Source organism: Paraburkholderia sp. BL6669N2, from assembly GCF_003387275.1.
Taxonomy (GTDB): Bacteria; Pseudomonadota; Gammaproteobacteria; order Burkholderiales; family Burkholderiaceae; genus Paraburkholderia.
On sequence record NZ_QUNA01000002.1, the window covers coordinates 3,662,242 to 3,683,016 of the forward strand.

General features: G+C 62.2%; 16 protein-coding genes and 1 pseudogene. 12 read left to right on the plus strand and 5 right to left on the minus strand.

All coding sequences use genetic code 11. The features are described from left to right. The first annotated feature begins 278 nt into the window (after positions 1-278). A complete protein-coding gene (locus B0G80_RS39035; RefSeq protein WP_116122941.1) occupies positions 279-2,414 on the plus strand; it encodes a serine/threonine protein kinase in 2,136 nt (711 codons plus the stop codon). 81 nt (positions 2,415-2,495) lie between these two features. On the opposite strand, the gene B0G80_RS48330 is transcribed toward B0G80_RS39035, so the two are convergent. Beyond that, entirely contained in the window at positions 2,496-3,176 is a 681-nt protein-coding gene (locus B0G80_RS48330; RefSeq protein ID WP_408969490.1) for a formylglycine-generating enzyme family protein, read from the minus strand. Between the two features lie 453 nt (positions 3,177-3,629). Further along, a pseudogene (locus B0G80_RS48335) lies at positions 3,630-4,586 on the minus strand (caspase domain-containing protein); the annotation flags it as partial. A 239-nt stretch (positions 4,587-4,825) separates the two neighbouring features. On the opposite strand from B0G80_RS48335, the gene B0G80_RS39045 reads away from it, so the two are divergent. From B0G80_RS39045 to B0G80_RS39085, 9 genes are all read left to right on the plus strand, one after another. Further along, positions 4,826-5,329, plus strand: coding sequence for a DUF4399 domain-containing protein (locus B0G80_RS39045; protein ID WP_116122943.1), 504 nt, complete (start codon positions 4,826-4,828; stop codon positions 5,327-5,329). 47 nt (positions 5,330-5,376) lie between these two features. Then, positions 5,377-5,811, plus strand: a complete 435-nt coding sequence (locus tag B0G80_RS39050; RefSeq protein WP_116122944.1) for a DUF4399 domain-containing protein — start codon at positions 5,377-5,379, stop codon at positions 5,809-5,811. Between the two features lie 302 nt (positions 5,812-6,113). Then, positions 6,114-6,395: a hypothetical protein gene (locus B0G80_RS39055; RefSeq protein WP_106278805.1), complete on the plus strand. Its 282-nt coding sequence runs from the start codon at positions 6,114-6,116 to the stop codon at positions 6,393-6,395. Between the two features lie 226 nt (positions 6,396-6,621). Then, positions 6,622-8,076 (plus strand): efflux transporter outer membrane subunit, encoded by a 1,455-nt coding sequence (locus B0G80_RS39060; RefSeq protein WP_116122945.1) that lies wholly within the window; start codon positions 6,622-6,624, stop codon positions 8,074-8,076. A gap of 229 nt (positions 8,077-8,305) precedes the next feature. After that, a complete protein-coding gene (locus B0G80_RS39065) occupies positions 8,306-10,888 on the plus strand; it encodes an FHA domain-containing protein (protein WP_116122946.1) in 2,583 nt (860 codons plus the stop codon). After that, the gene (locus B0G80_RS39070) at positions 10,866-12,239 is read left to right on the plus strand and encodes an HlyD family efflux transporter periplasmic adaptor subunit (RefSeq protein WP_106278797.1); all 1,374 of its coding nucleotides are present in this window, start codon (positions 10,866-10,868) and stop codon (positions 12,237-12,239) included. The genes B0G80_RS39065 and B0G80_RS39070 overlap by 23 nt, the downstream gene beginning before the upstream one ends. A 37-nt stretch (positions 12,240-12,276) precedes the next feature. After that, a complete protein-coding gene (locus B0G80_RS39075; protein WP_106300126.1) occupies positions 12,277-13,029 on the plus strand; it encodes a peptidylprolyl isomerase in 753 nt (250 codons plus the stop codon). Positions 13,030-13,095: 66 nt separating this feature from the next. Further along, complete coding sequence (locus B0G80_RS39080) at positions 13,096-16,149, plus strand: peptidase domain-containing ABC transporter (protein WP_116122947.1); 3,054 nt, start codon at positions 13,096-13,098, stop codon at positions 16,147-16,149. After that, positions 16,149-17,504 carry a sigma-54-dependent Fis family transcriptional regulator gene (locus B0G80_RS39085; RefSeq protein WP_106278789.1) on the plus strand — a complete coding sequence of 452 codons (1,356 nt, stop codon included), beginning with the start codon at positions 16,149-16,151 and terminating at the stop codon, positions 17,502-17,504. Before B0G80_RS39080 ends, B0G80_RS39085 begins: the two co-directional genes overlap by 1 nt. A gap of 24 nt (positions 17,505-17,528) precedes the next feature. On the opposite strand, the gene B0G80_RS39090 is transcribed toward B0G80_RS39085, so the two are convergent. Together B0G80_RS39090 and B0G80_RS39095 are read right to left on the minus strand one after the other, a co-directional pair. Continuing rightward, positions 17,529-18,299 (minus strand): PP2C family serine/threonine-protein phosphatase, encoded by a 771-nt coding sequence (locus tag B0G80_RS39090; protein WP_116122948.1) that lies wholly within the window; start codon positions 18,297-18,299, stop codon positions 17,529-17,531. Between the two features lie 5 nt (positions 18,300-18,304). Then, a complete protein-coding gene (locus tag B0G80_RS39095) occupies positions 18,305-18,592 on the minus strand; it encodes a hypothetical protein (protein ID WP_116122949.1) in 288 nt (95 codons plus the stop codon). Between the two features lie 468 nt (positions 18,593-19,060). Between B0G80_RS39095 and B0G80_RS39100 the strand changes: the two genes are divergently transcribed. Together B0G80_RS39100 and B0G80_RS39105 are read left to right on the plus strand one after the other, a co-directional pair. After that, a complete protein-coding gene (locus B0G80_RS39100; RefSeq protein WP_116123900.1) occupies positions 19,061-19,555 on the plus strand; it encodes a lecithin retinol acyltransferase family protein in 495 nt (164 codons plus the stop codon). 81 nt (positions 19,556-19,636) lie between these two features. After that, positions 19,637-19,894: a hypothetical protein gene (locus tag B0G80_RS39105; protein ID WP_012425909.1), complete on the plus strand. Its 258-nt coding sequence runs from the start codon at positions 19,637-19,639 to the stop codon at positions 19,892-19,894. Here the strand turns inward: B0G80_RS39105 and B0G80_RS39110 are convergent. Then, positions 19,891-20,769 carry a LysR family transcriptional regulator gene (locus B0G80_RS39110; RefSeq protein ID WP_116122950.1) on the minus strand — a complete coding sequence of 293 codons (879 nt, stop codon included), beginning with the start codon at positions 20,767-20,769 and terminating at the stop codon, positions 19,891-19,893. The two genes, B0G80_RS39105 and B0G80_RS39110, sit on opposite strands and share 4 nt — an antisense overlap. Positions 20,770-20,775: the final 6 nt, after the last annotated feature.

Here is a 20,775-nt window from a genome sequence, read left to right on the forward strand (position 1 = left end):
GGGTTTCGCGTCGTCGTGCCGGGTGCGCGCAAACGCACTGCGGCGCGGGCGCGATGACCGGCCGACGGCATGCGCCCGACAGACCACCGCATGCTGTCGGATATCGCACGACACGGGCGCACTGCGCCGGCAGCGGGGCAATCCTGGTTTGCGAAAGGACGGAGCGGGAGCTAGTATCGAAGCGGCACATGTAACTGGTTACGAAAGGTTCTCTATCAGCCCAACAGGCCTGGGTCGCACGCGACCCGGCCCAACGGCAGCGGCGGCGCTTCGCACATATGGCTAGCCTTGCGCGTGTGATTCACGACTTTCAGAACGGCGAGCTGTCCCGTGACGAGTTCGTGGCTCAACTCGACAGCACGCTGACCACCGAAGGACTCGGCCCTACGCAGCTGCTGGACATGCTTGGCGCGGCACATCGCAAGGCGCCGCTCCCCGACGATCTCTACGTGGAAGTGCGGCGGCGCATCGAGCAGTTGCGCGTCTCGAACGTGGCGGCGGGCGGCGACGAAACCGGCATCCAGACCACCGTCGAGATTCCGTCGATACGGTCAGCAAGTGCGGGCAGCGCAGCGAACACAGCGGGCGCCGCCAATACCACGGGCCACGACCAGATCAAAGGCACCGGCGATACGCTCAACAACCGCTTCGTGCTCGAGGAATGCCTCGGCGTGGGCGGCATGGGCACGGTCTACAAGGCGCTGGATCTGCGCAAGCTCGAGGCATCGGATCGCAAACCGTATCTCGCGATCAAGGTGCTCAACGTCCAGTTCCGCGGCAACCCGAATTCACTCGTCGCGTTGCAGCGCGAGGCGCGCAAAGCGCAAGTGCTCGCGCATCGCAACATCATCACGGTGTACGACTTCGACCGTGACGGGCCGATCGTCTACCTCACAATGGAGTATCTGTCCGGCAAGCCGCTCAGCCAGTTGCTGCGCACGCCGGGCTATCAGGGCATGCCGGTGCGCGCGGCGCTGCCGATCGTGCGCGGCATGTGCAGCGCGCTGGCCTACGCGCACGAACGCGGCTTCGTGCATTGCGACTTCAAACCCGCCAACGTGTTTCTCACGACGGACGCCGAAGTGAAAGTGATCGACTTCGGCATTGCACGCGTCTTCCAGCGTCCGGAAGAGGAGAGCGATGCGACCGTCTTCGATCCGGGCAGCCTCGGCGCGTTGACACCCGCGTACGCCAGCCCGGAAATGATCGAGCACCGCGAGCCGGATCCGCGTGACGACATTTACGCGCTCGGCTGCATCACGTATGAATTGCTGACCGGCCACCATCCGTTCGACCGCTTGTCCGCGACGCAAGCCCGCAACTCCGATTTCAAACCGCAGCGGCCGGCCAATCTCGATTCAAGACAATGGCGCGCGCTGCGGGCCGCGCTGTCGTTCGATCGCAATACGCGCATGCCGAGCGTGGCGCGCTTCATCGCCGAGTTCGATAACGAAGCACGCGCGGAAAAGTCGGGCACGCTGGCGAAGGTCGGGCTCGCGAGTTTCGCAGTGGTGTGCGCCGCGGCGGTCGGCGTGTTCGCGTTCCGCTCGGGGGCGAACCGGCATAACGGAGCACAGACGGAAGCAGGCGCATCGCAGGCTTTGACCGAGCAGGCGGCTTCGTCGATTTCGGAAGGGACAGTGACCGCGCCGCCCGTGGCACCTCCGGCAAGTCCGGTCGCGGCAGTGCCCGCCACGCCACCGGCGGCGCCCGCGGCGAAGCCCGCGCCGAAGCCGGCGCTGACGCTCGCCGCCGTCACACCGGCGCTGACGCAAGTGCCCTGTTCCGCGCTATCCGCCTCAGTACAGGATCACTCGTTGACGGTGCGGGGCTACGTCTCGCAACGCTATGGCGCGGCGCATCTGAAGGACACGTTAGGGGCGTTGCCGGGCGTCGATACACTGACGCTCCAGGTCGAGCCGCTCGCCGACGACAAATGCGACACCATCAAGGCGTTCGCGCCCTACTGGATTCACAACATGCAGGCGGGCCACGTCGCGGCCTTGCATGTGCGGCCGCCGGGCGGTCAGTTGAGCGACGGTGATCCGCTGGTGGTCGACGTCACAACGCCGGGCTATGACTCGTACGTGAACCTCGACTACTACCAGCTCGACGGCAGTGTCGTGCACATGGTGCCGAGCCCGCGCGCGAAGGACAATCAGGCGCCGCCTCACTACGCCGCGACGGTCGGCGGCGCCGGTGACTGGATCATTTCGAAGCCGTTCGGATCGGAGATGGTGGTGCTGCTGATCACGCCGGCGCCGCTCTTCGACAAGCCGCGCCCGGAGAGCGAATCGCGCGCCGATTATCTGCGCGCGCTCGATGCGCGCCTCGCGCAGATCGGTGGCAAATACGGCCGCGATCACATCGTCGCCGATTTCGCGCCGATCACGACGAAACCGCGCTCGCCCTGAGCGGAGCGGGAGCGCGGTTTCTCTCGTATTCTCTTGCGATGGGCTGTGAGTCCGATCCAGACTCGAACGCGGCCCCGAAAGTCACTTCAGATCTTTGACCACCCGGAAGCCATCCTGCGATTGGCGCACGCCCGCGCTGTACTTGAAGCGCGTCGCGCTAAGCATGTAGCCGCCGCCTTCGCGCCACGAACCGCCACGAATCACGCGCATGTCGCAGCCGGGGCTGTCCCATGCGTGGCCGTCGGCGGGCGCGCCCTGGTAGGAGTTGTGCCAGCAGTCGGCGGTCCATTCCCAAACGCTGCCGTTCATGTCGTACAGGCCGAGTGGATTCGGTGCGAACGAACCGGCGGCCTCGGGTCCTTCCTTGTGCCACGGGTCGCCGCAGTCCTTGCAATTGGCGTTGCCCTTGCGCATCTGGTCGCCCCACCAGTAGGCGCTGGTGGTGCCGCCGCGATCCGCGTATTCCCATTCCGCTTCGGTGGGCAGACGGTACGGTTTGCCGGTGGCCTTGCTCAGCCATTTCACGTATTGCTGCGCGTCGTCCCAACTGAGGTCGCGCGCCGGTGCGGCTTTATTGGTGTTGCTCTCTGGCGTGAGTTTCTGGCACGCATTGGCGGCGACACACGCGTTCCATTGGTCGACCGTTACCTCATACTTGCCGATCGCGAACGGCGCGCCGACGGTCACGTGATGAACGGGCTTTTCGGACGGGTCGTCGGTACTGCTGCCCATCGAGAACGAACCGGCGGGCACGGCAATCATGATCGGACAGGTCGCGCAATCGCGGCTTTCGCCGGCAACCGGAGTATGCGCGACGGGCTTTTGCGCGACCGCCGCCGCGGGTGGTGTAGCGGGTGCGGCGGCACTCGGAGCGGGCTTAGGTGCCGGGGTACTGGCCGGCGGCGTCGGCCGTGCGGCCTGTGGCGCGGGTGCTGCCGACGGCGCAGCAGGCGTGGCGACGGACGGCGCATTCGAGGCCGCCGCAGCACGCAAACGGTCGATGCGCGCATGAGCGAGCGCGGCGAAGCGGCCGTTCGGATAGGCCTTCAGGTAGGCCTCGTAGTCGCCCGGGTAGTTGCTGTCCTTGATCGAGTTCCAGAACGTGATTTCGTATTGTTCGCTGCTGTCTTTCGGCAGAATGCCTCTACTGTGCAGCGTGACGATGGGATTGTCCCGCGCTGTGGATGCGGCATCGGCCGTCAGCAGGGGCCGAGGAAGCGACGAGGCAAGCCACGGTGATTGCTGGCCGCCGGTGGCATCGCGTACCTGTGCTGCGACACGTTGCAACAGGTCCGCCAGCGTTAGCGACGGCGCGCTGTCGAGCACGTGCAGCCATGCATTCGTATAGACGCCGTGCCGTGTCCCGTCCGCAGCGAAACCGCCGGGCGCGGTTGCGTAGGTAACCACCGTATTGGCGGGAATCGCGGATGTATCGTCCGTCGGGCTCGCCGAGAATGGATCGTTCAGACACGTATCGAGGATCACGAGATTGAGCCGGCCGTCTCGCGGCCCGCGCATCGCCTCCAATACGGTGTGCAGATCGACGCCGTTGCTCACGACCGCAGCCGGTGAGCGAGCATCGAGTCCCGCGGGAATGAGCAGGGTTTGCGGGCCGATCCGCATGCCGTGTCCGGCGAAATAAAACAGACCGACACCGCCCGCCTGCAAGCGCTGATGGAATTGGCCGATGGCTTCGCGCATTTGCCGCGGCGTCGCGTTCGTGCGCATGATGACGTGGAAGCCAAGCGTCTGAAGCCTGTCGCGCATGGCGGCGGCGTCGCGTGGCGCGTTTTCCCGCAGCGCCTCCACTTGTGAGCCATCGCGACCCGCAGCGCCCGCACCACCCACACCGTCCGCGCCATATGCGCCGTTGCCGATCACAAGCGCGATCCGGGGAGAACGCGCGTTGCCTGGTTGCGGCGCGAACGGAGTAACCAGCGAGAGCGGCAAGCTCGTTGCATTCGCACCCCGCTCGGCGCCCTCACGTTGTTGCGCTGCAAACGCATCGCCCCAATGCGTCTGCATTGCCCCGGCCACGCATACCAGCATGAATATTCGCCACATCTTCACATCCTGTTTGTTCCGGACAGAACATAGGCAATCGAAGACCGCACAACTCGCGGCCGCCGCCGGAATAAATCGCGCGAAACATCGACGCCCCTTATCGACCATCCATCTGCAACCTCTTAATAACGATAGCACGCGCTTTGCGCGTCACAACTGTCCGCGTGCCCCGAATGCGTCATACGGTTAACGAGCGTGGCGTATCTTTTTGGCAAGTTACGTCCTAAGCTAATTTCACAAAGTAGGGCGGCAAGCTCGTTTTAAGCAGGTGGCCGTCCAATCTCGCGCACATCCGCGACACCCAGCCGAACGCCATTGGCCATGACCACTCTTCGGGAGAGTGCGCTATGCGAAGAACCGTTACCCCCGTTGTTCTCGACGCGCGTCATGGATCGAATGCGCGTCGCGACGCATTGCGCCGAACGTTGCGCGCAACGCTGCTCCTCATGGTCGGCAACATGGTGCCGAGCGTATTCGCGGCGGCCGAGCATACGGCGTCGCCGCCGGGCGCCGAGGAATACATCATCTGGCCATCGGACGGCACCGTGATTCACGGCGGCAAGTTGTGGGTGCGCATGGGACTGCGGAATATGGGCGTGTGCCCGAAGGGCGTCGTGTTCCCGAACACCGGCCATCATCATTTGCTGATCGACACCGACCTGCCGCCGCTCGATCAGGAGATCCCGTCGGATCGCAATCATCTGCACTTCGGTGCGGGCGAGACGGATGCGCGTATCGAGTTGCCGCCGGGCAAGCACACGTTGCAGCTCATTCTCGGCGACCACAACCACGTGCCGCATGTGCCGCCTGTGTATTCGAAAAAGATCACTATCACCGTGCTAAAAGACTAGCGCGATCCGTTCGTTCAGAGCGAATCCGTCAGGACGGAGAGACCTTCATGTACAAGATCATCGCGGTCGCGGCGCTCTTCATGTCGGCGGCATTGGCTTCGCCGAATGCTGCCCTTGCAGGTACGACGCCGGCGCCGGCCGGCGCCCATGCGTATATCGGCTATCCCAATGACGGCCAGGTGGTGCCTGCCAACAAGCCGTTCAAGGTGTGGTTCGGCCTGCGGTACATGGGCGTGGCGCCGAAAGGCGTCAAGTTTCCGAATACCGGCCACCATCACTTGCTGATCGACACGGACTTACCGCCGATGGATCAGGAGATTCCGTCGGATCGCAATCATCTGCACTTCGGTGCGGGTGAAACGGAGACCATGATTCAACTCCCGCCAGGCAAGCACACACTGCAGTTGCTGATGGGCGACGACATGCATGTGCCGCACAATCCGCCGGTGTATTCGAAGAAGATCACCGTCATCGCGCGGTGACGCACGCTTGTTCATTGCGCGGCGTGACGTGGCGCGCTGGCTAACGCCTCAGTGTCACGCCGCAACCGACAATTTCGCGCGGGTTGTTGGCCACGATCCACCATCCGTCGCGCGCCGTTTTATCGTTCCATCTCGCGCTCAACGTTCCGCCGGCCCCGTAACCCTTTATCTACAGCATTCAGGCACATTTCTTAGGATAGGAAATCAATCCTGGCACAGCCCATGCATTAGTGACACTCGAGCAGACAAGTTGCTCGAACCCAACCGCAAACTGTGCTGTATTCCCTTCCAGGAGATTTACCATGAACACGCTGATGATCAAAGACCTGTCCATCACCGAACAACTCGACAGCAAGGCCATGAGCGCCGTGCGTGGCGGTACCGGCTACTATCCGTCCTCGTCGTACTTCAACTTCATGCCGGTGTATGCGCCGAACAACAGCAAGACCGTCGACGCCACCCAACTGATCAACACGACGCTGAACATCCAGAGCGCCAACGGCAACAACGCAGCGTTCGTCGCCGGCATCTCGAGCACGATCGACCCGCATGTGACCGCGAGCAACAACATCAACGTGCACTAAACGGCGCAGGCCGCCGCGGAGGCGCGACAGCCTCCGCGGGCGCTTACCGGCCGCTCCTCAAAAAGATTTCGCAACCAATCGTTCTTTTCACGCCACCCCCGTTTCACCGCCCCAATTCCCGCGCCGATCTTCCCGCCTCGCTTCGATGGTGAAGCCGCGCAGGAGATGCTTTACTTAAAGGGCGCGTGCTTCTCGTGCAACGAAGTGGGCGTCATCGGAGACCATCGTGTCAGCGTTGCTTTCGTCAGCTCGTCAGCGCTTTTTCCGCAGGACATCCGCACTGCGCAGCGTTTGCGCGGCGACGGTATGCGCGCTCTCGCTGTCGGCCTGTATCGATGTCAGCATGCCCGACTACAAGCGTCCCGACACGCCCGCCAAAGCCTCGTGGTCAGATCAGAAAGGCTCGCCCGTCTCGGCCGCCGCGACGATCGAACCCGACTGGTGGAAAGGCTTCCACGATCCCTATCTCGACACGCTGATTGCAAAGGCGATTGCCGGCAACTTCGATATCAAGGTGCTCGCCGCGCGTATCGACGTGGCCGGCACGCAGATCGGCGAAGCCGGGGCGGGCGCCTTGCCGACCATGGATATCGGCGCCGGCGCCAGTTTCGAAAAGACCACGCACCAAACTTTCTCCAAGCAGTACAACCTCGCGACGCAGGTGAACTGGGACATCGATATCTGGGGCAAAGTCGAAAAAGGCGTGCAGGCGCAGAAGGCGGAATTCCACGCCAGCGAGGCCGACTGGCGCGCCGGCTATCTTGAGTTGGTATCGAACGTATCGAGCACCTACTTCCAGATTCTGCAATTCGACGACCAGATCGAACAGCAGCAGAAAACGCTCGAAACGAACCGGCAAATCCTCGCCATTTACGACGGCCAGCGCCGCAACGGGCTCGTGCCGCAAACCCAGGTGTTGCGCCAACAGGCGGAGATCAACCGCCTGACCAATCAGTTGCTCGACCTGCGCCGTTCGCGCGCGCTCGCCAACAACGCGCTCTGTACGTTGATCGGCGTGCCGGCGGGTGAATTCCAGATGCCCAAAGGGCATTTGCAGCAGCGCGTGCAACTGCCGTCCGTGCCGGACGGTTTGCCCGCGCAACTGCTCGCGCGGCGTCCCGACGTGGTGGCCGCCGAGTTCAGAGTGCTGGAAGCGTACGACCTCGTCGGGCAGGCCAAGCTCGCGCAACTGCCGACCATCAGCCTGACCGGCCACGCCGGCACCGCGAGTTTCGCGTTGACCGATCTGCTGAAATCGTTCACGTATGGCTTCATGCCCAGCATCAACATTCCGCTGCTCGATCCCGGCGTGCGGGCGCATGTGAAAGTTACCAAAGCGCAATCGACGGTGGCCGAGCAACAGTATCGCGTGGCAGTGATGGGTGCGTTCGAGGAAGTGGAAAACGCGCTGGTCAACCTGAATTCGCACAAGCAGCAGCGCGTGGAATTGGAGCAGGAGGTGTCGCGGCTGCAGATCGTCGCGGATCAGATCCAGTCGCAATTGCGCCTCGGCGTGGTGTCGCAACTGGAGGTATTCGAAACCGAACGGACCTTGCTGGAGGCGCAGCAGGAACTGCTTGCCAACCATCAACAGATTCTGTCCGACACGGTGCTGCTTTATAAAGCGCTGGGCGGAGGTTGGCCGACCGTCGACGTGCAGGCACAAGTAAAGGAACACTGAGCTAATCCGCAACGTGGCGTGCAGCGTGGGGTATTTCGGCTGCATTTGACGCACTTGTTGCGTTCATAACCGATGATCTGAAAATTGACACCCGCCATGTGTGACTTACAATCATTGAGGAGCCGGCTTTTGCACGGCTCACATGAACAATATCTTTTCGCCGTAGTCCTTCGTCCCGTTTCCGTTGCGCTCTCGCCGCAACGGGTAAACGCTTAGTGATCCAGATAAAATGGCCGCCGGCGAAGCTCCGATTGCTGAGATGCGCGCGACAGAAGACGCCGCGTTCGACGTGGTGCTGTCGCCGGCCGCGTCCGCGCAACGTCCCGCGCTCGACGCGATTCGTATCGTCGACAACCTGTTTGCAATCGGGCGCAGCGAAGCACCTTTTACCGATTATCCCGCCGAGCGGATTGCGCGCCTGTCGCGCCGTCATGCGCGGGTTTTCACGGAACACGGCGCGGTCTACGTCGCCGACCTCGGCAGCAAGAACGGCACGACGGTGAACGGCGTGGCGGTGCGGCAGACTCCGGCGCGTCTGCGCGCCGGCGACGAACTGTGCTTTGGCGGCGAACTCTGCTACCGCGTGAGCATCGAGCCGCGCGCGCGTATCGTGGCGGCCGCCAGTCCGTCGGCGGCACCGGGATTGCTGCTGGTGCCGCAGCGCGACGACCTTGGCCTGCAACCTATCGAGGTGCAGGCATTCCCCTTTCTCGTCAGTAAGACAGACGACGTCTTTGCGCGCTACAAGGACCGCTATCCCCATCAGGTCAACTACATCTCGCGCCGTCACGCGCACATCTTTCTGAAGGGCGGCGAGCTCTACGTCGAGGATCTCGGCAGCACCAACGGCACATTTGTCGGTGGAAAGCGGCTGGATGAATCCGCGCTGCCGCTGGTGGAAGGAGACCTCGTTGCATTTGGCGGAGACCACTTCGTCTACAGGGTGACGCTGCAGAAACCCCCTGAAGTCGAGCCCACCGTGACACAACTATTCGTCAATCCGGCCGCCGACGAAGCGGTGGATCCCGACAAGACCACTTTCGTCGGCGCCGCGCATTCATTCCTCGATATCTTTTGCGTCGACCCCGGCCTCCAACGTGAAGATGAAGTCAACGAGGCGGCACAGCCCGCGTCCGCGCATGCGAAGCGCGACACGCCCACCGGCTCGGCAAAAGCGGCGACCGGCACGAACGGAACCAACGGTGCGCATGGCGCTGCCAACGCGGCCGCCGCGAAAGGCCGGCCGCGCCGTTGGCGTTTGCTCGCGGGCGAACTCGGCAAGGCGTTTGCGATCGACGATCGCGCGAGCGTGCGGCGCGTGGCGATATGGAGCGGCGCGGGCGTCGTGGTGTTGGCGGCGATTGGAACCACGCTGTATATGCGCGGTTCCTCGGAGCGCGAGTTGAAGAATTTGCTGGCGAACGGCGATTACACGAGCGCGGTCACGGCGGCATCGGGTTATCTGGCGAGCCATCCCACCGACACTAAAGTCAGCGCGCTCGCGAGCGAAGCGTTGTTGAAGGCGAAGCTTCCCAGTTGGCTGAATGCGCTACAAAAGGCGCAGTTCGATCAGGCCGACGCGTTGCTCAAGGAAATGCGTTCTTTGAGCGCGAATAACGCGGACGCCGCGTCGCTGATCAACGAATTGCAATGGGTCGGCGATCTGGAGCGTTTCGTCGCGGCGCGCGGCGGCATGGACGCGCCGATCCGCATGTACGCGGACGAGGGCACGATCAACAACCTGCTGCAACGCTGGGAAGACGACGCGAAGAGCCACCAGCGCGCGCTCGACCGCATCGCCTCCTACGTGCCCGTGTTCGCCGATCCGTATGCGCAGGCGCTGAGCCATCTGCGCAAACTGGAAAGCGACGATTCGGTGTATCTCGCCGCCATCGACCGTCTGAATGGGACGATCCGCACCGAACTGGCGCGCGATAAGCCCGACGCGCTGCCGCCCGTGCTCGACGATTATGCGCAGCGTTACCCGCGTCTCGCGGGCATTGACCGGGTGCGTCAGGATTTGCGCCAGTACACCGATTTGTTGAACGCCGCGCTGAGCCGGCAACTGGTGCCGTTGCTCGCGATGTTGAAGACGGCGCGCTTCAGCACGCCGCCGTTTCAGGCGCAGTTTCAACAGCTGGCGGCGAGCCGTTTGCCTTCGTCGGACGTGATTGCTCGCCACGATGCGGTGACGGCGGCCTGGCAGCGCGGCGACGCGCAACAGGCGCTCGCCGGTCTGCAGGCCATGCCCGCGGGGCCGTGGTCCGACGTGCTCGCGGCGGAACTGGCGCACAAGAAGTCATTGCTCGACCACTACGCACAGTTGCAGAAGACGCGCGGCGACAAGGATTACGACCAGCGTCTGCTGTCGTTCTACGCCAGCCTCGATCCGGCAACGGACGTGTGGTTCCTGCAGTCGATTCAGAAAGACGTCGCCGCCTTGCATGACAAAGCGCTGGCGCGTGCGCAAGATCTGCTGCTGCGCGCCCAGAGCCTATGGAAGCAGTATCGCGCGGGCGGATCGATCGGCGGTACGCAGCGTCTCGAAGCCGGTATTTCACCGGGATTTCGCAGCGAGGCGCGTCTGCTTTCGGATGCGCAAACGTCGGCGCAACAGGGCATGCGCATCTACACGCAACTGAAGGCGGATCATCCCGCCGACTTCGACCGTCTGCTGGCGGACATCGAAGCCGAAGCGAATTTGCAGCGCCGTTCGCTAACGGAATTGCGCATGGTGCTGGACCCGGGCCTTCTGAAAGCGAAGCTGGCATTGATCGGAGGCGAGCAGAGTGAAACGCGACAGTCACCCTAGGCCGTTGTCGGAGGCGCTGGAAGATCACAGCGTCGAGGGCATCGCGATCCTGATGGCGGAGCCGGTGCGGCTCGCGCGCGCGCTGATCTGGGCGATGGTCGCGCTGGTCGTGGTCGGGCTGTTGTGGTCGTTCGTGGGGCGGGCCGACGTGATCGTCAGCGCGCAAGGCACCTTGTCGCCGGAATCGGAGGTGCGCCGCATCTATGCGCCGATCGACGGCGAACTCGCCGATCTGTATATCGCCGAAGGGCAGCCGGTGCAGAAAGGCGATGTGTTGGCGCGCCTGAATGCGCGCGGCGCAATCGAAGCCGCCAGCAATGCATTGCAAGCGCAACTCAAACTGGAAGACGCCGAGCGCGACTGGAAGCAGTTCCCCGAGAAGAAAGCGCTAATGGAGCGTAAGGCCGCCGCGCTCAAAACGCAGATGGAAGTGGAGGCCCGCCAGCACGAAACGCGCGTTTCCGAAGGCACGACCAAACTAGCGGAAGGACAGAAGGCCGAACTCGACGAGGCGCGCAGCATGCTCGACAACGCCCGGCGCACGCGCGAAGCGGCGCGCCAGGAACTGGACCGCTACTCGCGGCTCTTCGCGCAGCCGGGCGGCGGCGGCATTGCCGAATTGCAGGTGGAGCAAAAACGCACGGCGGCAATGGAGGCGGATAACGCGTACCGTGTCGCCCAATCGAAGCTCGCGGAGCTGGATTTCCGCTTGAGCCACGAATACACGCAGGCGAACGCGCAACTGGAAACCAGCGGCCAGCAGACCACCGACCTGCAGCTTCAATACGATTCGGCGGTGCGCGACATTACCGACGCGGAAGACAAGTTGCGCCTGCAACTGCAAAGCGCGCGGTTGGTGTCCGAAGCGGCTGCGCGGATTCGCTTCGAGAACATCGACAAAGACAATTTTCTGCTGATTCTCGCGCCGGTTTCGGGTGTCATCACCGACGTGACGTCGACCCAGCGCGGCGACAAGATTCAGGCAAACGCGCCGCTCGGTGGCATTGCGCCCAAAGACGCACGGCCCGTGCTGAAGATCGAAATTGCCGAACACGATCGTGCGTTTCTGCACGAGGGCTTGCCGGTCAAACTGAAATTCAACGCTTTCCCGTATCAACGCTACGGGCTGATCAGCGGCACGCTGGCCTATATTTCGCCGGCCACCAAGCCTTCGGCGACGGACAAGCAGCCGGTCTACGAAGGCCGCGTCACGCTCGACAAAAATTACTACCAGATTGCCGACACGCGCTATCCATTGCGCTACGGCATGACGGCAAGCGCTGAGATCGTGGTGCGCGAACGGCGCCTGATCGATCTGGGTCTCGATCCGTTCAGGCAGGTGGCGGGATGACCGCACGGATCACACGTCAATTAAAGGAGCGGAAGAAATGACCGCGATAGTGCGAATCGATGACGAAGTCGTGGACGTGGCCGAGTTCATTCGTCTTCTGAAACTGACCGGCCAGTTCGAGAGCCTGATCGAGCAGATCGTGCGCGACAAGCTCACGGTTCACGCAGCGAAGAAGCAGGGCATTACCGTGACCGCCGATGAAATCCAGCAACGCGCCGATCAGTTCCGCCGCGTGCGCGGCCTGCACCGCGCGACGGATATGAATCAGTATCTCGACGCCCTGAATGTCAGTCTCGACGAATTCGAAGCCTTCATTACCGACGGGTTGTATCAGGAGAAGATGCTCGACGAGATCGGCAACGAGGCCGCGATCAAGGATTACTTCGCGCTCAATTCGCCGAAGTTCGACGCGATCGAGGTGAGCCACATCGTGCTCGACAGCGAGGGTAAGGCGAAGGAAATGATTTCGTACCTGCACGACGATCCCGACAGTTTCGCCGACATGGCGCGCGAGCATTCCATCGCGGATACGCGCGAGGCGGGCGGCGTGATCGGCAAGGTGCTGCGCGGCTCGTTGAAGCCCGATATCGAAGCGAAGATTTTCAACGCGGCGGTGGGCGATCTGCTGGGACCGTTTCCGTCTGCGGATCGTTCGTGCTTCGAGATTTTCGCCGTGACGGCCAAATATCCGGCGACGCTCGACGCCGACGTGGCATCCGAAGTCCGGCGCCTGCTGCGCGAAAGCTGGTTGATCTCACGCGCCCAGGAGCACGTGATCGAAGCGCGCTAGGCCGTTCGAGACCACGCGCCGTATTGAAACAACACCGCGACACGCCGATTCGAGGTCCGTAAGCACATGGATGCACCCCAGACCGCGCCCTCCGCCGCCGAGTTTCTCACCTCGGTGGAAATTTTTTCGCCGTTTTCGCGCGAAGAGATCGATCGTCTTGCCGAATATGCGCAGGCGCGCTTCTATTCGTTCGGAGAAACGGTTTGCTCAGCGGGCGAGACGGCTGACGGGCTGTATGTGATTCGTTCGGGTTCCGTGCGGATATTTACGGAGGAGCACGGTAAGGAAACCAGCATGGGGGTGCGCAAGTCGGGCGAGATCTTCGCCGATATCGCAATGTTGCGCACCTATGTCCACGAAGCGTCGGTGCGGTCGTCGGCGAAAACCGAATTGCTGTTCATTCCGCGCGCTGCGATCGAACCTGTGATCGTGGGCAATCAGGCCGCGTTGGCGTTCGTTGCCAGCTATGTGGCGATCAATTCGGCGGGCGGTTTCGTCGCGCAGTTATTCGATCTACGCGGCAAACTGAACAAGGCCGAACTCGAAGAGTATGTGCGCAGCGTCGGCGTGAAACGGGTGGCCGCGGGCAAGGAAATCCTCAAGCAGGACGGACGCGAGGACCGGCGCCTTTACGTGGTGCGCCATGGCGAAGTGCGTATCGTGCGGCACGAGGAGGGGCATGACTACACGCTCGCCACGCTCGGAGAAGGCGAGATATTCGGCGAAAAAGCGTGTTTGATGCGCCAGGAGCAGATGGCGTCGGTGGTCGCGACAACCGATACGCGGCTGCTGGTGATTCCGGAGCGCACCGTTCACTTCATTCTCGAACGCAATCCGAAACTGCGCGAAGTGCTCGACGAGCGGATTCGCTACGGCGACCGTGAGTTGCAGCGGCAAAAGCGGGTCGAGCAGCGGCGCAAGCTGCCGCTGCTCGACTTGCAAAGCAAGCCCGAGTTCGGCGAGAAAGTCATCAAACGCTTCGCGCTGGTCGAGCAGGCGGAAGAAATGGATTGCGGTGCGGCGTGCCTTGCGATGGTATGCCGCCACTACAGTATTCCAATGACGCTTGGCAAATTGCGCGAGCTCGCCAACGTCACGACCCAGGGCGCGACGCTCGACAGTCTCGCGCGCGCCGGCGAATCGCTCGGCTTTACAGCGCGCGGCGTGCAATGCACATTCGATTCGTTGCGCGGTTTCGATCTGCCGTTCATCGTCCACTGGGAGGGCTATCACTACGTCGTGGTGTACGGGCTCTCCAAGGATTACGTGTGGGTCGCGGATCCGGCGGTCGGCTTCAAGAAAATGACGGTCGAAGATTTCGAGCGCGGCTGGAGCGGCACCTGCCTGCTGTTTACCGGCGGACCGCATTTGCTACAGATGTCCGCCGCGCGTTCGCCGTGGATTCGCTTTGTCGGGTACCTCAAGCCGTACAAGAAGATTCTCGGCCACCTGTTTCTCGCCACTTTCGTGATTCAGGTATTGGGCGTGATTCCGCCGCTGATTATCCAGAACATTCTCGACGGCGTGATCGTGCATCAGAATGTCAGCCTGCTGCATCTGCTGATCGGCGGCCTGATCATCGCCAATGTCTTTTCGCAATTGATGTCGTCGATTCGCGCGTATCTGGCGAACTTCATGGTGCGCAACATGGACTTCGCGATGATGTCGCAGTTCTTCAAGCACACCATGTCACTGCCGTTCTCGTTTTTCGCCAAGCGCAAGACCGGCGACATTTTCGCGCGCTTTCAGGAGAACCAGACGATCCGTGCATTCCTCACTGAGTCCACTGTCACCACGGCGTTGAACCTGCTGATGGTCTTCATCTACTTCACGATCATGTTCGTCTACAACGTGAAGATGACGCTGGTGCTGATTGCTTTTGTCATTCCGATCATGGCCCTGACCGCGATCGCCACGCCGAAGATCAAAGGCTATGCGCGCGAAGTGTTCACCGCGTCGACCGAATCGAAGTCGTTTCTGATGGAAGCGCTCGCCGGCGTGGAGACCATCAAGGGCATGGGTATCGAACGGCCGGTGCGCTTGCGCTGGGAGAAGAAGTACGCGAAGGCGCTCGAAGTGCAATATCGCGCGCACGCGTTCAACATTCTCGTGGGACTCGGCAGTCAGTTGCTGAACGCCGCGACGACGATCGCGATTCTGTGGGTCGGCGCGAATCTCGTGCTGGCGCGTGAAATGACGATTGGTCAGTTGATCGCGTTCAATGCGTTCATGGGGAGCGTGCTGGGTCCGCTCATGGGCCTGGTCGGTTTATGGAGCATGTTGAACGACGCGGGCGTGGCGATGGAGCGCCTGGGCGATGTGCTCGATATCGAACCCGAGCAGAAGCCCCAGGATTTGCCGTCGCGCGTGATGTTGCCCGAACTGCAAGGCGAGATCAGCCTCAGCGGCGTCTATTTCCGTTATGGCGAAAACGACTCGGCGTACGTGCTCGAAAACATCAGCTTCGATATCAAGCCCGGCGAACTGGTGGCGATTGTCGGACGCAGCGGGTCGGGCAAGACGACGCTCGCCAAACTGCTGGTCGGCTTCTATACGCCGACTGAAGGCAAGATGACGATCGACGGCTACGATCTCGGCGTGGTCGATAAAGCCTATTATCGTGCGCAGATCGGCTATGTGATGCAGAGCAATCTGCTGTTCTCCGGCACGATTTCCGAGAACATCGCGAGCGGCGACGATGCGCCCGACCGGCGCCGTATCGAGGAGGTCGCGAAGATGGCCGACGCGCACGGATTCATCAGCAAGATGCCGCTCGGCTACGAGCAGATTGTCGGCGAGCGCGGCATCGGCTTGTCGGGCGGGCAGATCCAGCGGCTGTGCATTGCGCGGGCGCTGTATCACGATCCGCGTCTGCTCGTATTCGACGAAGCGACCTCCGCACTGGACTCGCAATCGGAGAGCAATATCCTCGGCAATATGCACGACATTCTGAAGGGCCGCACGGCGGTGATCATCGCGCACCGGCTTAGCACCATCATGCGTGCCGACAAGATTCTCGTGCTGTATGAAGGGGCGATTGTCGAACAGGGGCGCCACGATGAGCTGATCCAACGCGGCGGCATGTATTACCAGCTGGTACAGAAACAGTTGAGTGCATGATGATGAAGATACTCGACCAGATTGAAGAGGCCAGCCCCGCGATTTCCTACGCGGGCCTGATCGAGCGGATCGAGATTCTACGCTCGACACTGCGCTGGTCGTCGCGGCTGGAGCGCGCGGATATCGACAAGCTGCTCCGGCAAGCCACCTCGCTGCGCGACGAGGTGATGCAGCTTTCGCACAAGGAGCGCTTCGTGCAAGCGGCGGTGGCCGCGGAGCCGCAGGAGCGCGCCGACCTGTCGCGTGGCGCGCGTCGCAAGGCCTTGCTCGAACGCAGTTTCATTTTCGAAGGGACGTTCGGCGATAATCCACGCCTGCTCGAATCGCTTGAAATCGCCGAGAAAGCCGCGCCGACTGATTTACCGGTATTGATCGACGGCGAAAGCGGCACCGGCAAGGAGTTGATGGCGAAGGTGATTCACGCCAACGGTTCGCGTTCCGACAAACCCTTCATTTCCGTGAACTGCGGCGCGATTCCTGACAACCTGCTGGAGTCGGAATTGTTCGGGCATCGCAAGGGTGCGTTCACGGGCGCTTCGAACGATCGCAAGGGCAAATTCGAAAGCGCGCATACAGGTACGATCTTTCTCGACGAAATCGGCGAATTGCCGCTTGCTGGCCAGGTGAAGCTGCTGCGTGTGCTGGAAGCGCACGAGATTCAACGCGTCGGGTCCGATGAAACGATTGCGGTGGACACACGCATCGTCGCGGCGACCAATCGCAATCTGCGGCAGCTCAGCGAAGAGGGCAAATTCCGCGAGGATCTGTTCTACCGGCTTAGCGTGATTCATGTGACGTTGCCGCCGCTGCGCGAGCGTCGCGACGAAATTCCGTTGCTGATTTCGTGGTTCGGTGACGAAGCCGCCGGCACGTTAAAGCGCAGGCCGGTGCGATTGACGCCGCGTTTGCGGGACTTTCTGCTGAACTACGCGTATCCAGGCAATATCCGCGAGTTGCGCAACGTGATGTATCGCGTGTCGTGCCTGGCCGGCGATATGGCCGACGTCGATCATTTGCCTGTGGATATGCGGCCGGCGGCGCCCGGGTCGGCGGCGGCGTCCAACGCCGCGACCGCAAGCGGGCAGGAGCCGATCAGCGTGGCGAACCTGATGTCGCTGAGCGACGCGAAACGCGCCGCCAGCGACGACGCCGAAAAAGCCTTCCTCGAGCGCGGCCTTCGCGAAGTGAGCGGCACCGTCGCGGAATTGGCCCGTCGTATCGACATGAACCGCTCGCATCTGCAGATGCTTCTGAAAAAACACGGCCTGCATTCGAAGGATTTTCGCAATCGTAATCAGCCGGCCGCGAACAAGAACGGCGCTGAAGACCGCGACGATGAAGACAACGAGACCTGAGACCGCGGCGTCACGCCAATAGGTTCATGGCGCCGGGTTGAGCAGCGTTTTGTCGGCCGCGTTAGGGTCTTCGGCGCGCACGACCACGGCGGTGATGTTGTCGCGGCCGCCACGCGCGAGCGCCATGTCGACGAGTTCGTCAGACGCGTTCGCGCTTGCCGCATTGCTCAGCACAGCGAGCATGTCTTCTTCACTGACTTCGTTGCTCAGGCCGTCGCTGCAGAGAAGGAAGACATCGCCGTCCGCGACCTCGATCGCATCGTCGTCGAGTTCGAGCAGGTCGGTGGCGCCCACGGCGCGCGTGATCATGTGTTGTGCCGGATGATGCCGCGCCTCTTCCTCCGTAAGCACGCCGAGCGACTTCAGCGCTTCCACCTGACTGTGGTCGCGCGTGAGTTGCCGCAGGCTGCCTTCGCGCAGCAGGTAGAGGCGGCTGTCGCCGGCCCAGATGTAGCCGCAGAAGCGATCACAGGCGAGCAGCACGACGACCGTGCTGCCGATACGCTGCACCTGACGGCGCGCGGCTTCTTCCCGCAACTGGCGATTGGCGGTTTGCAGGCGCGCGCGCGCATCGGCGATGAAGGACTTCATGCTGACGGGCGGCGTCAGCCCGCTGAGCGCGTCGATCACCAGACGGCTCGCCAGATCGCCGACTGCGTGTCCGCCCATGCCGTCGGCGACGGCCCAGCGTCCGAGCGCGGACTGGTCGAGGCACGAATCTTCGTTGATTTCGCGGACGCATCCGGCGTCGGAACGCGCGGACGACGTCCAGCGAAATTGGCTCGCACAGGTCACAACGTTTACACCATGTCGTTTGTGCTGCGTGCGTCGGGAGAGACACGAATGTTCGAGTTCGCGCCGGTGTTGCGTACATCGACCGACTGGAACGTGTTGATCATCTGGTTAGCATAGAAGTTGTTGGTGACGTCGTACAGGTTCACGACGGGTCCAATGCTCGGCGTATCGCGTACATAAGGCTGAATCCAGCCGTACACCCACGGGGCGCCGCCGCCGCCGCGGATCGCCGCCATCGCTTTACGGTCTAGCGCGAGGTTCAGCGAGAGGTCACTCACTGTAATAGAAGCCATGTCGTTTCTCCGGTTGGCCGCGTGTGTAACGCGCGCGGTGACGCGCGGTTAAGATGTATCTGGCCGTTATAGTGCAAGTGCTATGCCAATTTGCGAATGATTCGTGCGGTTTGTCGTAGTGCCTTGATTGCCGGGCGATTCCGAGCGGCTGGTTATGCAGTGCATGAGCACGCATGAATTAATCGGTCGGCTGGCAGCCAACATGCCCTCGTTCGAACCGATGCGCGACCCAACACATTTCTGCCGCTCGCCGCACCTCTTCAATCGAAGTACCCCCCATCCACAGCAGCTAAAAATGAGCGCCGTTCGCCGACACTTCGGCGGGATTTCTGTCGGGCCGCAACGCACACTCGTTGCTTCCGGAATTCCATCATTTCCCGCGAAACCCTTTAAATAAAGGCTTTCGCGCACATGGCCCGGATGATGCAAAAGATCTCGCAACAGTGTTGGAATCAAAGCGAGACAGCCATGAACACGAACCAAACCAGCGAACACAGCGCAGACCGCTGCGACGCCGCGTCCACCATCGACCTGCCGATCGGCGCGCATCTCGTCACGCAACGTCGCGGTTACGAGCACCACGGCATTTATGTGGGCAATGGACGCGTGGTTCATTACTCGGGCTTCGCGGGTTCAGCGCATCGCGGCCCGGTTGAAGAAGTAGAACTGGAACGCTTCGCCGCCGGCCATCCGTTGACGATTCGTTCGACCCCGTCCGCCCGCTACGTTGGCGACGAAGCCGTACGCCGCGCACGCTCCCGTCTCGGCGAAAACCATTATCGCCTGCTGACGAACAACTGCGAGCACTTCTGCGCATGGTGCCTGATTGGCGAAAGCCGTAGCGAACAAGTGCATTGCTGCCTGCGCCATCCGCGTACCGGTATGCATGCGCTGGTGTGCCTCGTGAAGGCCTTTGTGGAAAGCAGCGCGAAGGGCGTTCACGGTGCCGCTCAGTTGGCGTGAACCAGCGGCATCGAACTTCAGCGACTCACTTCAACGACTCGTTTCAGTAATTCAACCGTTCAAGGATTCAAGGAGAACATCATGGCCGCAGCGGAAAAGACCTTGCATTGGGCCGTAGACAAATGGCTTGCCCCGACCCCGTCGATGCCCGCACGCGTCGTGCAGTTTTGCCACCGTGCGTCGCAACATCAGCGCTATGTGTGCGTGGAAGCCTTGCGTCCGGGCGGCATGCTGTCGATCTTCTTCTTCCGTCACGACGACGGCTCGTGGAATGTGTTTCCGCCGCAAGCCGAACGGCCCGCCATGAACGGACATCGCCGCGCATTGCTGGCTGCCTAGTTCTGCGTCTGCGCAGACGCTTCCTTGATGATCCATTGATTGAACAGCAACATCGCCGGTGTCATGGTTTTGCCCTTCAGCCATGTCAGCCAGTAACTGCCGGCATGAACCTCCACGTCGAACGGGCGCACCAGCCGGCCTGTGTTGATCTCGTGATCGAACATCAGCGCGGGCGCGAGCGCGACACCCGCACCCTGCATCGCCGCTTCCACCATCAGCCGCGACGAATCGAACACCGGCCCGCGAATCGGCCGCGGCGGAATGCCCGCGGCGCTGAACCAGCTCATCCAGTCATCGGCGCGGTAGGAGCGCAGCAAGGTTTCGTCGACGAGATCCTCCGGCTTCGACAGGCGCGCGGCGATCTCCGGTGTGCACAGCAGCGCGAGCGGCGCGTCGAGCAGGCGCGTCGCGACCGAACCGGGCCACGTGCCGTCGCCGAAACGGATCGCGAAGTCGAGGCCTTCGGTGGCGAGATCGACCAGGTTGTTGTTGGTCAGCAGGCGCAGTTCGACGAACGGATGCGCGTCGCGGAACGACTTGAGGCGCGGCATCAGCCAGCCGACCGCGAAGGTGCCCACCACGCCCACCGTCAGGACCTCGTGAAAGTGGCCGCCTTCGAATTGTTTGAGCACCGCTTCGATGCGATCGAATGCATCGGTCAGCACCGGACGCAGCGCGAGGCCCTCGTCGGTCATGGCGAGGCCGCGCGGCAGACGTTTGAACAGCGTGGTGCCAAGCCGCTCCTCCAGGGTTCTGACCTGCTGGCTGACGGCGGCCTGGGTGACGTTCAGTTCGAGTGCCGCGCGCGTGAAGCTCAGGTGCCGGGCGGACGATTCGAACGCGCGCAGCGCGTTCAACGGAAGGTACGGTCTCATGGCGAA